General features: G+C 64.0%; 10 protein-coding genes. 5 read left to right on the top strand and 5 right to left on the bottom strand.

What is annotated here, in order from left to right; genetic code table 11:
* Positions 1-138: 138 nt before the first annotated feature.
* The 3 genes from KOM00_RS01245 to KOM00_RS01255 form a co-directional block, all read right to left on the bottom strand.
* On the bottom strand, positions 139-1461 hold the full coding sequence (locus KOM00_RS01245) for a DEAD/DEAH box helicase (protein WP_216497016.1): 1323 nt from the start codon (positions 1459-1461) through the stop codon (positions 139-141).
* 451 nt (positions 1462-1912) lie between these two features.
* Complete coding sequence (locus KOM00_RS01250; protein WP_015718556.1) at positions 1913-2197, bottom strand: HU family DNA-binding protein; 285 nt, start codon at positions 2195-2197, stop codon at positions 1913-1915.
* Positions 2198-2415: 218 nt separating this feature from the next.
* A complete protein-coding gene (locus tag KOM00_RS01255) occupies positions 2416-4905 on the bottom strand; it encodes a penicillin-binding protein 1A (RefSeq protein WP_216497017.1) in 2490 nt (829 codons plus the stop codon).
* Positions 4906-5311: 406 nt separating this feature from the next.
* Between KOM00_RS01255 and KOM00_RS01260 the strand changes: the two genes are divergently transcribed.
* The 4 genes from KOM00_RS01260 (at position 5312) to gdhA (ending at position 10808) form a co-directional block, all read left to right on the top strand.
* Positions 5312-6118, top strand: coding sequence for a triphosphoribosyl-dephospho-CoA synthase (locus KOM00_RS01260; RefSeq protein ID WP_216497018.1), 807 nt, complete (start codon positions 5312-5314; stop codon positions 6116-6118).
* A gap of 123 nt (positions 6119-6241) precedes the next feature.
* Positions 6242-7945, top strand: a complete 1704-nt coding sequence (locus tag KOM00_RS01265) for a DUF4388 domain-containing protein (protein WP_216497019.1) — start codon at positions 6242-6244, stop codon at positions 7943-7945.
* A gap of 87 nt (positions 7946-8032) precedes the next feature.
* Entirely contained in the window at positions 8033-9103 is a 1071-nt protein-coding gene (locus KOM00_RS01270; protein ID WP_216497020.1) for a type IV pilus twitching motility protein PilT, read from the top strand.
* A gap of 355 nt (positions 9104-9458) precedes the next feature.
* Complete coding sequence (gene gdhA, locus KOM00_RS01275; protein ID WP_216497021.1) at positions 9459-10808, top strand: NADP-specific glutamate dehydrogenase; 1350 nt, start codon at positions 9459-9461, stop codon at positions 10806-10808.
* Between the two features lie 166 nt (positions 10809-10974).
* On the opposite strand, the gene KOM00_RS01280 is transcribed toward gdhA, so the two are convergent.
* The gene (locus KOM00_RS01280; RefSeq protein WP_216497022.1) at positions 10975-11634 is read right to left on the bottom strand and encodes a YceH family protein; all 660 of its coding nucleotides are present in this window, start codon (positions 11632-11634) and stop codon (positions 10975-10977) included.
* Positions 11635-11851: 217 nt separating this feature from the next.
* Here KOM00_RS01280 and KOM00_RS01285 point away from each other — a divergent pair, with 217 nt between their 5' ends.
* Positions 11852-12568, top strand: coding sequence for a lytic transglycosylase domain-containing protein (locus tag KOM00_RS01285; protein WP_236026671.1), 717 nt, complete (start codon positions 11852-11854; stop codon positions 12566-12568).
* 6 nt (positions 12569-12574) lie between these two features.
* On the opposite strand, the gene KOM00_RS01290 is transcribed toward KOM00_RS01285, so the two are convergent.
* Complete coding sequence (locus KOM00_RS01290) at positions 12575-13948, bottom strand: LysM peptidoglycan-binding domain-containing protein (RefSeq protein ID WP_216497024.1); 1374 nt, start codon at positions 13946-13948, stop codon at positions 12575-12577.
* Between the last annotated feature and the right edge of the window lie 13 nt (positions 13949-13961).

A 13961-nucleotide genomic window follows, 5' to 3' on the forward strand; every position in this document is an offset into this window, starting at 1 on the left:
GCTACCCCCTTCGTATCTCTCATGGCTGCCGGAAGCCGGCGGCGCTCATTCGCAAGCGGCCCCCGCGGCAGGATGCCGGGGGGCCGTATACACAGATGCAAACGATACCAAAACCAACGACTTAAAGCAAGGAAAAGGCTAGTTTCCTGCCCCGCCCCTGCCGCGGCGGTATTCCACCAACGGCTGGGGATCGCGCCGGCTGTTCCCTTGTCCCGGACGCGCCCCCTGGGCAGGACGTCCCTTGGGTGCGAAACCTTTCTTGCGCGGGTCGAAGCCAGGACGCCCCTTGCGGGCGCCGGGGCCGGAGCTGCTCCTTCTGAGCGGACGGGTCGGTTCCAGCCCTTCGATGACGTGCTGGGGCAGCGGCTTGCCGGTCAGGCGCTCGATGCGGTCCAGGTAGGCGACCTCGTTCATGGAGCAGAAGGAGATGGCGATGCCGGTGGCGCCGGCGCGGCCGGTCCTGCCGATACGGTGCACGTAGTCCTCGGCGAACTTCGGGAGGTCGTAGTTGATGACGTGGCTGATACCGGAGACGTCGAGGCCGCGGGCGGCGACGTCGGTGGCGACCAGAAGGCGCACCTTGCCGCGGCGCATGTTGGTGATGGTCTTGTTGCGGGCCCCCTGCGACATGTCGCCGTGCAGCGCGGCGGCGGCGTGCCCCTGCGAGTAGAGCTCGAAGGCGAGCTGGTCGGCATCCCTCTTGGTGGCCGAGAAGATGATCGCCTTGGTGACGCTGGCGTCGGAGACCAGGTGCTGCAGCAGGCGGTTCTTGTGGCGCATGTCGTCGGCGACGTGCAGGCGCTGCTCGATCTGGAGGCTCGTGATCTGCTTGACGTCTACCGCGACGCGGACCGGGTCCTTCAGCAGGCGCTGGGCGAGCTTCGCCATGGCGTCATCCATGGTGGCGGTGAAGAGCAGGGTCTGGCGCTCGGTCGGGGCCGCGGCCGCGATGCGGTCCACGTCCTCGGAGAAGCCCATGTCCAGCATGCGGTCCGCCTCGTCCAGGACCAGCATCTCCAGGCGGGAGAAGTTGATGGAACGGCGGTCCAGGTGGTCGATCAGGCGCCCCGGGGTGGCCACGATGATGTCGACCGGGCTGGACAGGAGCATCATCTGGTCGCGGTAGGGCATCCCCCCGAGGATGGAGCCGCAGCGCACCCGCATGAACTTGCCGTAGGTCCTGACCGCGTCCACCACCTGGATGGCGAGTTCGCGGGTCGGTGTGAGCACGAGGATGCGCGGACCCTTGCCGCGCAGCGGCGACGGGACCAGCAGGCGCTCCAGCGCAGGCAGGACGAACGACGCGGTCTTGCCGGTGCCGGTCTGGGCGCTGCCGATCAGGTCGCGGCCGGAGAGCGCCAGCGGGATCGACTCGGCCTGGATCGGGGTCGGCTCGGTGTAGCCGCAGGCGCTGATTGCTTTGAGGAGAGGGGCGGAGAGATTCAGTGATTCAAAAGACATGTGTTTCCTTTACGTACCCTCGCGACAAAGCCGGGCCACGCTGTATCCCGGGAATCCCCACGGGAAAAGGTGGCTGCTGCGCCGGAAGGCGGTGAAATGTGGGGCGTGCCAAACCTGCCGCGACAACGATTGTCGCAGGCTTAGCTGAATATTATCGGCAACACGCCATATGACCGGCAAACCATACATCGTTGCCAACCAATTAGCTGCTGCCGCATTTCTCGTGGGGATTAACCTGAATGCGAGGGGTTGGATCGATGGGAGGGGTATTACCCCGGTGGAACTGATGTCAGTCAGACGAACAGCTTTACTACAGTAACCCAGTAAAGGCAAGTTTTCTTTTCAACGTATACGTTTACACGAAAAAACCCCGCTTTGGAGGCGGGGTTCCCTGTGCGTGCCGGAGACGTAGCAACAGTCGTGGAGGGGCACGTCGCTGGCTGGTCAGAGACTACTTCTTCTTGGCAGCGATGGCATCCTTCAGGGCCTTGCCCGGGCGGAACTTGGGCACCTTGGCTTCGGCGATCTTGATCTCCTTGCCGGTCTGCGGGTTCCTGCCGGTACGGGCCTGACGGCTCGCGACTTCAAAGCTGCCGAAACCTACCAGGGTTACCCTGTCGCCCTTCTTCAGCGCACCGCTCACGGTGGAGATGAATGCACCGACGGCCTTCTCGGCTGCGGCCTTGGGGATGTTTGCGGACTTCGCCACTGCTTCGACCAGTTCTGCTTTAGTCATGTGAGACCCTCCTTGGCTGGATTAAATTAACGCCACTATAATCATATATTCGTAATTTGCAAGGGTTTTCTTGTGCCGGCTTCCATTTTATCCGCGACAGGAGCGGTTCTAGCCCGATTTTGACCCCTCGATCCGCTCCTGGCAAGGGTTTACGGGAACCCGTTTGGGGCGGCGAAACAACCGCCCCCGACACCGATAAACCCTGTAATACCGGTCATTTACGGCGCTGAAACCGCGTCAACTGCGGGTTCGGCACTGTAGCTGGTAGGCTCCGTCCCCGAGACGAAGCACTCCTGCACCGCTCCCGGGGTTCCCTCCTTGGCCAGGCGGCCGTTGCGCGGGTCGATGAGCGCGAAGGTGACGTTGCCCGGGGTCGGGAAGGACTTCACCGGCATCCCGGCCAGGGCCCGCTGCATGAACTCGGTCCAGATCGGCGCCGCAGCCTGGCCGCCCGAGCCGCCGGCTCCAAGACTCCTCTCCTGATCATAGCCGACCCAGACCCCCGCCACCAGTTGCGGCACGTACCCCACGAACCAGGCGTCCTTCATGTCGTTGGTGGTACCGGTCTTTCCCGCCACCGGGCGCCCCAGGGCGCGCGCGCGCCCGCCGGTACCGCTGGAGACGACGCTTTGCATGAGGTTGGTCATGATGAAGGCGGTCTCGGGCGGGATCGCCGGGATTACGCCGCCGGTCGCCTCGGAGAGCACCGGCTGCCCCGGCTGCGGCACGGCCGGCGGGGCCTTCCCCTCCTCCCCTTCCGCCGGTCCATCGGCCGGTACACTCGACATCTGGCCGAACACGGGGACCTTCGGCTCCTGCACCTCTTCCAGCACGTTGCCGTCGCGGTCCAGCACCTTGGTGACGAAGTAGGGGGTGGTGCGGTAGCCGCCGGAGGCGAACACCGCGTAGGCGCTGGTGAGCTCCATCGGCGTGACGCTGGACGACCCCAGGGCGAGGGTGAGGTTGCTGGCCAGGGGCGAGGTGATCCCCAGCTTCTTCGCGTAATCGATGGCGCTACCGACCCCGATCTGCTCCAGGATCTTCACGCTGACCACGTTGATGGAGTTGGTGAGGGCCTCGCGCATGGTGACCGGGCCGCGGTAGACGTTGTCGTGGTTCTTTGGTTTCCAGGCCTTGTCGCCGCCGCTTTCGTACTCCACCTGGGAGTCGTCGATGATGCTCGCGGTGGTCATGCCGTGCTCGAGGGCCGCGGCGTAGATGACCGGCTTGAAGGCGGAGCCGGGGTTCCTCTTGGCCTGCATGGCGCGGTTGAACTGGCTCTTCTTGTAGTCGTACCCGCCGACCATGGCGCGCACGCCGCCGGTCATGGGGTCGATGGCGATCAGCGCCGCCTGCGCCTCGGGGGACTGGTCCAGGGCGAACACGGCGCCGGAGCGGTTCTTGTCCGGCTCCTTCACCTGCAGCTCGAGCACCGCGCCGAGGCCGATGGCCCGCTTGGCCTGCGGCTTCCCGTAGCTGTTGACCAGCTCGACGCGGCCGGCCCAGTCCATGTTCTTTTTAGGGAGCGTGCCGGTGCGGTCGCCCACCCGGACCGTCAGTTCGTGTTTCGCCGGGTCGACCCCGGTCACCACCCCCTGGTAGACCGCCCCCTGCTTCAGGGAGAGCTCGTCGATGTCGTCCTCGACCTTCTTGCAGAAAGGCTCCACCTCGGCCTCGGAGAGGTATTTGGCCGCGCCGCGGAAACCCTGGCGCTTGTCGACCGCCTTGAGGCCGTTCACCACGGAATCGTAGGCGGCCTTCTGCATCTCGGCGTTCATGGTGGTGTAGATCTTCAAGCCGTCCTTGTAGATGCGTTCCTCACCGTACTTCTCGACCAGCTGCTGCCTGACCTGCTCGAGGAAGTAGGCCGACTGCTCGGCGTTCACCTTCTTGAGGGGCTGGATCACGATCGGGGTCGCCTTGGCGTACTCCGCCTCGGCCTGGGTGATGTACCCTTCCTTCACCATCCGCTCCAGGACGTACCCCTGGCGCTCCTTGGCCCTTTCCAGGTGCTTGATGGGTGAGTAGCTGTTGGGCGCCTTGGGGAGCCCCGCGAGCATCGCCATCTCGGCCAGGTTCAGCTTGTCCACCTCTTTGCCGAAGTAGGTCTCGGCCGCGAGCTGCACGCCGTAGGCCCCCGCACCGAGGTAGATCTGGTTCAGGTAGATGTAGAGGATCTCGTCCTTGGTGAGCCGCTCCTCCATCCTCGTGGCGAGGATCGCCTCCTTGAGCTTCCTGGAGAACTTTTTTTCCGGCGTGAGCAGCATGGACTTCGCCACCTGCTGGGTGATGGTGGAGGCCCCTTCCTTCTTGCGCATGGAGATCAGGTTCTTGAAGGCGGCGCGGGCGACGCCCACGTAGTCGATCCCCTTGTGCTGGTAGAAGTTGGAGTCCTCGGCGGACACGAAGGCCTGGATCAGCCGTTTGGGCATCTTGTCCACCGGCACCACGGTGCGTCGCTCCAGGTAGAACTCGCCGACGAGCGTGCCGTCCTGGCCGTAGACCTGCGAGAGGATGGGGGGGCGGTAGTCGGCCAGACGATCGACCTTGGGGAGCGCCCCCAGGAGGTAGAAGAAATATCCCAGGAAGGCGAGCAGCATGAGGGTGGAGCCGCCGGCGGCGACCCAGAGCAGGTACTTCAGGGTGGGCGTGGGTGCTTTTTTCAACCTGCGCTGCTGCTGTCGCGGCTGCGCCTTGTAGATTTCCATGTCGAGAGGGTCTCCAATCGGGTTGATGCGTGCGCTGGATCATGGCCTGGCGTACCCGGAAGGCCGATGTTCGGGGAGGCGGGAAGCTCCTTGCCCCCCTGCGGCAAGGGTAGAGCTGGTCGGGAATCTGCGGGTGCACCTTGGTTATGCCGAACCCGGAGCCGGGCGCCAAGACGAAGAGTATCCCAGATTGCCGCAGTAATTCAAGGTTATTATGCTTCGCCCGCCCGTCGCGCGCCATCCCGAGGACCGACATCGTCCACCCTTCGCCGCGTCGCCCGTGCCCCTCGAGGCGCGCCGGTCGGAGCCCTTATCCCTTTATAATGTATACACATTCTCTTCTGCGGCGAAAAAATGCTATTATGGCACACATCGTCCAAGCCAAAACCGGAGCCTGACCCAAGAGATGACCAGCCACCTCCCCGAACTCGCCAAAAACCTGGTGCGCGGCGCCTTCATGGAGCTCTACCTGACCCCCAAGCCGGGTCTCGTCGACCTCTGCGACTGCGGCGCCCACCCCGAGCTCTCCGTGCCCCGCATGGAGGCGTCGCTGAAGATCGTCTCCCTGTACCTTATGGACCTGTGCGACGCGGTCCTTTCCGGCGAGGACCTGGCGGCCCGGGTGCGCCTGGGGGTCGCCGCCGAGCGCGCGGTCCAGAGGGCCGTTGGGACCAGCTGCCACAAGGGGTACATCTTCCTGGGGGGGCTGGTCCTTTGCGCCAGCGCCTGCGCCCCCGGCCGTGACGAGGCCAGCCTGCGCGCCTCGATCGCCGGTCTCGCCGAGCTCTTCTTCGAGCACGGGGAACCGGGTTCTGCGCACCGGGTGCGCAACCGTTTTCAGGGAGGTGGGATCCGCGAGGAGGCCCTGGCCGGCCTGCCCAGCCTCTTCGACGAGGCACTTCCCGTGTACAGGCGCGAGCTCGCCGAGGGAGGCAACCGCGGCAGCGCCGTGTTCGCCATGATGGGAAGGCTGATGCAGACGGTGGAGGACAGCACCACCCTGCGCAGCGGCGGCCGCAGCGGCCTGAAAACCGTCCGCGAAGACGGCCGGCTGCTGGAACGAATGGTGGCGCAACGCGACGATTTCCTTTCCTTCCTCGCCCAGCGTAACGCCCACTACGTAAGCCGCAGCCTCACCATGGGAGGGGTCGCCGGCCTGCTCGCCCTCGCCCTCGCCTGGCTCAGCCACACCGGAGAACTTGAGGCCGCCTAGCCCCCGCCCCCCCTTTCTGGCAATTCCCTAGCAATACCGGTTTACTTACCCCCGGTCACATGTTAGAATCTCCCCGCTTGACCCGCTCCACCTCACCCACCACAGGCAGACAAGGGTACCGGCATGTCCTTTGAAGGCGATTTGGAACACCTTCCCTTAGTGGATGTCATTCAGCTGCTGCACCAGACCGGCAAGACCGGCACCCTTACGCTGAAGAGCGTGAAAGGGGAGAGCCAGCTCGTCTTCCGTGACGGCTTCATCGTCAGCGCGAACCACGTCAACAACTCCATCCGTATCGGCCAGGTCATGCTTGACATGGGTCTTTTGAGCCGCGAGGCCCTTGAGAAGACCCTTGTCGAGCAGCGCAGCGCCGGCGACGACCGCAAGCCGATCATCCAGATGCTGATCGAGAATGGTACCGTCGAAAACCAGGCGGCATACCAGGGGCTCGAAGCTCTCATCGAGATGACCATCGTCGAGGTGCTCACCTGGACCCGGGGGACCTTCTGCCTCGAGGTGAACAAGGTCGTCGTCTCCGACGAATACCGCTACTTCCCCGAGCAGATCAACATGAACACGCAGAGTATCCTCATGGACGCCCTGCGCATCTACGACGAGCGCAAGCGCGACGGCACCCTCACCCCGGAGTCCATTTTCGGCAACCTCGCCGCCCCCGAAGCGCAGCGCGGCTCAGCAGCCGAGATCTCCGCCGCCGACCTTGGGCTTGAGGAATTGGAGGGGCTGGAGAGGCACATCCCGACCTTTTTCTCGGCGCTCCAGGAGGAGGTCCCCGACACCCCGGCCAGCCGGCTTCAGGGGGAACTGTCCGGGATCCCGGCCGGCGAGCAGCAGGAATTGTTCCGTTACCTGGAGCAGCTCTCGGGGCGTGCCCAGGAATCCGGCAGCGACCTCGGCGTGATCCTTCTCACCTCCGCGAAACTCATGCGCGAGTGCTGCTCCACGGTCTGCGGCCAGCGCTTCATCTGCGCCACGGACGATCCCGACCAGCTCGACCCCATCATCGACCAGGCGCTTTCCCGTGAGAAGTCCCCGCTGCTGCTGCTGGACGCAGGAGAGCCCTCCGGGAGAAATGGGCGCGACCTGGCTGCTTTACTCAGGCAAAACCGGGAGCGCTTTCCCGACCTCGCCATCGTGCTACTCGTCACCCCTGCCGACTACGCGCTATGCGCCGCCGCGCAGGAAAACGGCGTGACCGCGCTGCTGCCGCGCCCCAGCCGCGACCAGCGTCCCGACACCTTCATCTCCGACACCATCGACAGCTGCCGAGCCCTGGCGGCCTACCTGGAGCAGGACCACGGCAAACCGGTGCAAGACCTGTCCGGAAAATTCCGCGGCCAGTTTCTTTCCCTCGCCGAGCAGCGCGACCTTCCGGAGGTCACCTTCGCACTGTTGCAGGCGGCCTGCGGCGTCTTCCGCCGCGGGGTAACCCTGGTGGTGGTGCGTTCCGAGCTCATCGCCGAGCGGGCGATCGGGGTGGACGCCGCCGGCGCCGTCACCTCGGCCAAGCTGCGCCTGACAGCGCCTCCTGAGTCGCTGTACCAGCGCGCCCTCAACGGCGAGATCTGCTACTGCGACGCGGACCAGCCGCTGCGCGACACCATGTACGGGGCCATCGGCACACCCTTGACCGGCAAGGCGCTGCTCCTCCCCGTGAAGAGCTTCGGCCGCGTCATCGCCGTCATCTACGCCGACTTCGGCCCGGGGACCGGAACCGACCCGCAACTGCCGCTGCTGGAGATCCTGGCCCAGCACGCCGGTCTGGTGATCGACAACATCCTGTACCGCAAGCGCTGCGCCCAGAAATAGAGCGCCGGCCGCTCAAGCCCGTCGCCCGGCGCGCCGAAAAGAACACCCATCTTCAATTCAATTTGCTGCAGCAAGAGAGGGACAGCCATGGATGCCAAGATTTTCGTCCAGATACTGGAAATAGCCTTCAGCAAGAAGGTGTCCGACGTGCATTTCGAGGTGGACAACCCTCCCTTTTTCCGCGGTAAAGGGCAGATCATCCGCTCCAAGCTCCCCAACCTCAGCGCCGAGGATACCGAATTCATCGCCGCGCAGATCCTGACCCACCACGGCCGGCGCTGGGAAACGGATCAGAAGGAGTTCGACACCTCCTTCTCCCTCCCAAGCGGTGCGCGTTTCCGCGTCAGCATCTTCCGCCAGCGTGGCCATTTCGGCATCATCATGAGGGTCATCCCCGCCCACATCGGCACCTTCGAGGAGCTGCACCTGCCGCCGGTCCTGGGGGAGATCGTGAAGGCCCCCAACGGGTTGATCCTGGTGACCGGCCCGACCGGCAACGGCAAGTCGACCACGCTCGCCTCGATGCTGCGCTACATCAACGAGAATTTCAGCTACAACTGCATCACCATCGAGGACCCCATCGAGTTCCTGTTCCAGTCGGAAAAGAGCTGCATCATCCAGCGCGAGGTCGGGATCGACACCGACAACTTCAGCTCGGCGCTCAAGGCCGCGCTCCGCATGGACCCGGACCTGATCATGGTGGGGGAGATGCGCGACACCGACACCATCGAATCCTGCCTGATGGCCGCCGAGACCGGGCACCTGGTGATGTCCACCCTGCACACCCAGGGCGCGGTTTCCACCATCAACAGGATCGTCGGGCACTTCCCGCCGGACGCGCAGGAGATCGTCAGGCAAAGGTTGGCCGACATCCTGGTGGCCACCGTCTCTATCCGCCTGGTGATGAACAAGACCGGCGAGAGCATCATCCCGGTAATGGAGATCATGCGCGCCACCACCACCATCCAGAGCTGCATCCGTGAGGGGCGCCTGGACGAGATCGAGGCACACATGGAGAACGGCCGCAGCCAGTACCAGATGCAGACCCTCGACCAGCACCTGATCCAACTGCACGAACAGGAGCAGATCACCATGGAGGAGGCCAAGCGCCTGTCCCACTCCATGGACCTGGAGCGCAAGCTCATGTTCACCAACTAGATCCGCCGCACGGATCGTACAGGGGACCACGGATCGTGCCGCGGTCCCTTTTTTGCGCCTTGCACCCGCCGCACGCACCCATCTGTGTACTCTCAAAGATTAAAGAGAGTAACAAAAGTAATTCACACTTCTCCTGCTGATTAATTTATCGGCAACAAACCCCACCTGACCTCGTCGGTTTTGCCAACAAAATCAGCATCATTCCACCAATTGCACACTTTATGCACAGCACTGCCCAAAAATGGTTCATGACATGCATATCTCTGCGGCATATTTCAGCACGTCGTCTCCCCAACCCGACACAGCTGATGAAAGAGTGGTCAACCCACTCCTACAATGATCAAAGGAGGAATGTATGTCGCCACAGATTGACGAGAAAGTAGAGCCCATTTTTCAGGAAGTCCTGAAGAGAAACCCGGGCGAAGTCGAGTTCCACCAGGCAGTTCGCGAGGTCCTGGAATCACTGGGCCCGGTCCTTGTGAAACACCCGGAGTTCACCGAGCGCAAGATCATCGAGAGGATCTGCGAACCGGAGCGTCAGATCATCTTCCGGGTGCCCTGGCAGGACGACGCCGGCAACGTCCACATCAACCGCGGCTTCCGCGTCGAGTTCAACAGCTCGCTCGGCCCCTACAAGGGCGGCCTGCGCTTCCACCCCTCGGTCTACCTCGGCATCATAAAATTCCTCGGCTTCGAGCAGATCTTCAAGAACTCCCTCACCGGCCTCCCCATCGGCGGCGGTAAAGGCGGTTCCGACTTCGACCCTAAGGGGAAATCCGACAACGAGATCATGCGTTTTTGCCAGAGCTTCATAACGGAGCTGTACCGCCACCTGGGCGAGCACACCGACGTGCCGGCCGGCGACATCGGGGTCGGCGGACGCGAGATCGGCTACATGTTCGGCCAGTACAAGCGGATCACCAACCGGTTCGAGCCGGGCGTCCTCACCGGCAAGGGGCTCGACTGGGGCGGCTCCCTGGTGCGCACCGAGGCGACCGGTTACGGCGCCACCTTCTTCGTCGATGCCATGCTGAAGGTGCGTAAGGACAGCTTCGAAGGGAAGACCTGCTCCGTCTCCGGCTCGGGCAACGTGGCCATCTACACCATCGAGAAGATCCACCAGCTCGGCGGCAAGTGCGTCACCTGCTCCGACTCCAACGGGGTGATCTTCCACGAGAAAGGGATCGACCTCGAACTCGTCAAGCAGCTGAAGGAAGTGGAGCGCCGCCGCATCGAGGACTACGCCAAGTACCACAAGGACGCGAAGTACATCCCCAACGGCAACATCTGGGGCATCCCCTGCCAGGTGGCCATGCCCTCGGCAACCCAGAACGAGATCAACGGCAAAGACGCGGCCACCCTGGTCAAGAACGGCTGCGTCGCGGTTGGTGAAGGGGCCAACATGCCGACCACGCCGGAAGGGGTGAAGGTGTTCCTGGAGGCGGGCATCGCCTACGGCCCGGGCAAGGCGGCCAACGCCGGCGGCGTTGCCACCTCGGCGCTGGAGATGCAGCAGAACGCCTGCCGCGACGCCTGGACCTTCGAGTACACCGAGCAGCGCCTGGCCCAGATCATGAAGAACATCCACGACACCTGCTACGAGACCGCCGCCGAGTACGGCACCCCGGGCAACTACGTGAACGGCGCCAACATCGCCGGCTTCATCAAAGTCGCCAAGGCGATGGTGGCCCACGGCCTGATCTAGTCAGAGGCGCCGCTGGACCAGGAATAACGAAGAAGGCTCGACCGTATCCGGTCGAGCCTTCTTTTTTGGTCCTCCCGCTCCCGGGAAAGAAACGGCAATTGTCAATAACTTGTCCCGCTGTCCCCCTTTGCGAAGGGGAACAGCGGGATGACAACGTGGCGCCGGCCTATGAGAAGGCAGCCAGCAGTTCCTCCACCTCCCGGCTCAGCTCGGCGATCTCCTGGCGCAAAGTCCCGACCTCTTGTTCCAGGTGCTCCAGGCGCTCGTTGCCCGGCCGGAGCCTGGGAACCGGCGCGGCGCTCGGCTGCTCCGGCTCCTCCTCCGGAAGCTCCGGCATACCCGCGAAGAGCTGGGCGTAGCGTACTTCCTTGCGCCCGGCCTGGCGCGGCAGCCGAAGCACCAGGGGGGGGCCGTGCTGCTGCAGCTTGAGCAGGATGTCCTCGACCGCCGCCAGGTCGCCGACCTCAGCCATGCGTTCGCTGCGGCTGCGCAGCTCCCCCGCTGTCTGCGCTCCGCGCAGCATGAGCTCGGCGAGAACCGCGTGGGCGGGAACGGGCAGCCCCAGCTTGTCCCCCACGGAGTGGACGTACTTGTCGACACGCCCGCCGGTGGTGGTGAGACGCGCCAGCCCGCGTGCCCCCAGGGCCTCGAGGCCGCGCTGCAGCTCTGCTTCGGAGAGGCTCATCACCGGGTCCCGGTTCGACTTCTGGTTGCAGGCCGCGGCGAGCGCGTTCAGGGTGAGCGGGTAGTACTCCGGGGTGGTGAGTTCCTTCTCCATCAGGCACCCCAGGATCCTGATCTCCAGCTCGGTCAGGTTCATTCTCATCGGCTGCTCCTTTGCATGAAAATCGCGGCAGGCGCGACCGCAGTTGCAGGCGCCTCGCCCGGCAACGGTACTTTATCAGATGACATGCCCATTCGGAAAATGTATTATGAAGCGGAATTGCGCTCCGGCCGGCAGCCGTACCCGCCCGCCGGCATCCGCCCGTGCCAGCCTCACCCTCGGCGGCGGATGACTCCACCCCCCTGATGAGGAACCCGTGATGGGTAAAGCCAGACTGCTTTACGCGGCCGCCGCCCTGATGCTCGTAGCGGCAACAGATGCTTCCGCGTTCTGCTTCGAAGAAGCCGGCGTGGAATACGGCATCAACCCGCAAATCCTGCGGGCGATCGCCAAGGTAGAATCCAACTTCAACCCTGCCGCCGTCAACTACAACACCAACGGCACCTACGATTTCGGGCTGATGCAGATCAACTCCAGCTGGGCTCCGACCATCGGCAAGCAGCGCTGGAACTCCCTTGGTGACCCGTGCAACAGCGTGAAGACCGGCGCCTGGATCCTCTCCATGTGCATGGAGAAGTACGGTTACACCTGGAAGGCGATCGGCTGCTACAACAGCCAGACCCCGGACAAACGGGACCGCTACTCGAAAAAGGTCTTCGACCAGTTGCAGCGAGTGAAGCCGGTGCGGCAGGAAGCGGAGTACAGGCCTCTCAAGGACAGCCTCGAGGCTCTGGTGCGTCAGAAGGTGGACGGCTGGGTGGACGAGGCGGCGAAAGGGAAGAGTGACGAATTCAAGGAGAAGGTGAAGGGAACCGTGCCGACTCCCAAGGAAGTGCTGCAGCAAAAAGCCGCTCCCGCCGAGACCACCGCGAAGAGCGCTCTCCCACCGGCGACTCCCCCGAGCAACTCCATTTCCCAGGACAACATCGGCTACTACACCGAGGATGGGGAGCACTCGGCAATCCCCATCCCCTAGACATAGCTACCTGGCGCCGCATCCGGCGGGCATGACCCACTTGTGCCCCGGAGAAGGCGCCGTGTCGGTGATCAGGACGCGCCTCCCGGCCGCGTCGTCCTGCTGAACCAGGAACCCGTTCGCCTGCCTCCCCTCCTGCAGGATGTGCTTCCCGAAATCGGGCGCGATCCCCACCAGTTTGAACAACCTCTCCGTCACCGTCTGGAAATCCTCCTTCCCGGTCAGCATCAGCACCCGATACCCTGCTGTCTCCAGTATTCGGATCAGGGTGTAGTTATACGGGTCATTCTCGCCGATGCTTACGATGCAGCGGTTCCCCTTGTACTCGAAGTAGCGGTCGACCCTTATGCTGAAGGGAGTTGCGGAGCCTTCGGGGGACTGGATGATCTTGTTGCGGCTCCAGGCGGCGGAGATGGCGTTGAGCACCGAATCGACGACACTGCCGGCATCATGCCGGCTGACCGAGCAGACCCAGGTCGCCGCCTGGGGGATGGCCGGCACGGACGGCGCCGCGGCGACAGGAGGTGCCACCTTTGAAGGCGTAGCATCCGGAGCAGGAGCGGGTTTCCGAGCCGGTGCCGGTGCGGGTGCGGGTGCCGGTGCCGGTGCCAGTGCGGTTTTCGGGACCGGGACCGGTTCGGCCTTGGTTGCCGGCGCGGGCTGCAGGGGCGGTGCAGGCTTGGTTGCCGGTACCGGAGCAGGTTGCGGCTCAGCCTGAACCGGGGCCTTCTGGACCGGTGCCGGTGCAGGTGCAGGTGCAGGTGCCGGGGCAGGGACGGGGACAGCTTTGGGCGCAGGGACCGGCGCCGGAACAGGTGCGGCGGGCTCGGGGGCCCGGGGAGCCTCAACCGGTGCCGCTTTGGTTTCCTCGGGAGCCTCTGTCCGTTTTGCCTTGGAGGGCAAGGCTTCGGGACGCGTGCGTTCCTTCTCCTTCTTGGCCGGCTTCGCCTCGGCTTTGTGCAGAGCCGCAGCCGGAATCAGCAGGGTCCGCCCCACCTCGAGCGTCTTGATGTTCTTAATGTCGTTGAGCTCGATGATCTCCGGGACCAGGCGCTCGGCCGCCTCGTTGGACATGCCGAAATGGGTGACCAGGATCTTGAAGATGTGGTCACCCGGCTTGACGGTGTAGCGCACGTACTCCGCACCGGGAGTACCCTGCTCTTTTTTGGCCTCATGCTTGGCCTTCGCCTCCGGCTCTTTCTTTTTGGGCACCGGCTTGTGCTCCTTCGGGGCCGGCTTCTGGACGGGTTTCGGCGCCGCAGCCGGCTTTTGACGCTCCAAATCCTTGATGTCGATCTGGAATTCGGGAGTCGCGGCGTGGAGCCGGGCAGGGATCACCAGGAGCGCCAGGAGCAGTGCGGCCTTGTTGGCAGGGGTCATCGGGTTGCCTCTT

The sequence above is a fragment of the Geomonas diazotrophica genome, assembly GCF_018919385.1.
Classification (GTDB): Bacteria; Desulfobacterota; Desulfuromonadia; order Geobacterales; family Geobacteraceae; genus Geomonas; species Geomonas diazotrophica.

Bases quoted from the DNA above. Each gene is read 5' to 3' on its own strand.
- KOM00_RS01245 (WP_216497016.1), bottom strand. From the start codon at position 1,461: ATGTCTTTTGAATCACTGAATCTCTCCGCCCCTCTCCTCAAAGCAATC.
- KOM00_RS01250 (WP_015718556.1), bottom strand. From the start codon at position 2,197: ATGACTAAAGCAGAACTGGTCGAAGCAGTGGCGAAGTCCGCAAACATC.
- KOM00_RS01255 (WP_216497017.1), bottom strand. From the start codon at position 4,905: ATGGAAATCTACAAGGCGCAGCCGCGACAGCAGCAGCGCAGGTTGAAA.
- KOM00_RS01260 (WP_216497018.1), top strand. From the start codon at position 5,312: ATGACCAGCCACCTCCCCGAACTCGCCAAAAACCTGGTGCGCGGCGCC.
- KOM00_RS01265 (WP_216497019.1), top strand. From the start codon at position 6,242: ATGTCCTTTGAAGGCGATTTGGAACACCTTCCCTTAGTGGATGTCATT.
- KOM00_RS01270 (WP_216497020.1), top strand. From the start codon at position 8,033: ATGGATGCCAAGATTTTCGTCCAGATACTGGAAATAGCCTTCAGCAAG.
- gdhA (WP_216497021.1), top strand. From the start codon at position 9,459: ATGTCGCCACAGATTGACGAGAAAGTAGAGCCCATTTTTCAGGAAGTC.
- KOM00_RS01280 (WP_216497022.1), bottom strand. From the start codon at position 11,634: ATGAGAATGAACCTGACCGAGCTGGAGATCAGGATCCTGGGGTGCCTG.
- KOM00_RS01285 (WP_236026671.1), top strand. From the start codon at position 11,852: ATGGGTAAAGCCAGACTGCTTTACGCGGCCGCCGCCCTGATGCTCGTA.
- KOM00_RS01290 (WP_216497024.1), bottom strand. From the start codon at position 13,948: ATGACCCCTGCCAACAAGGCCGCACTGCTCCTGGCGCTCCTGGTGATC.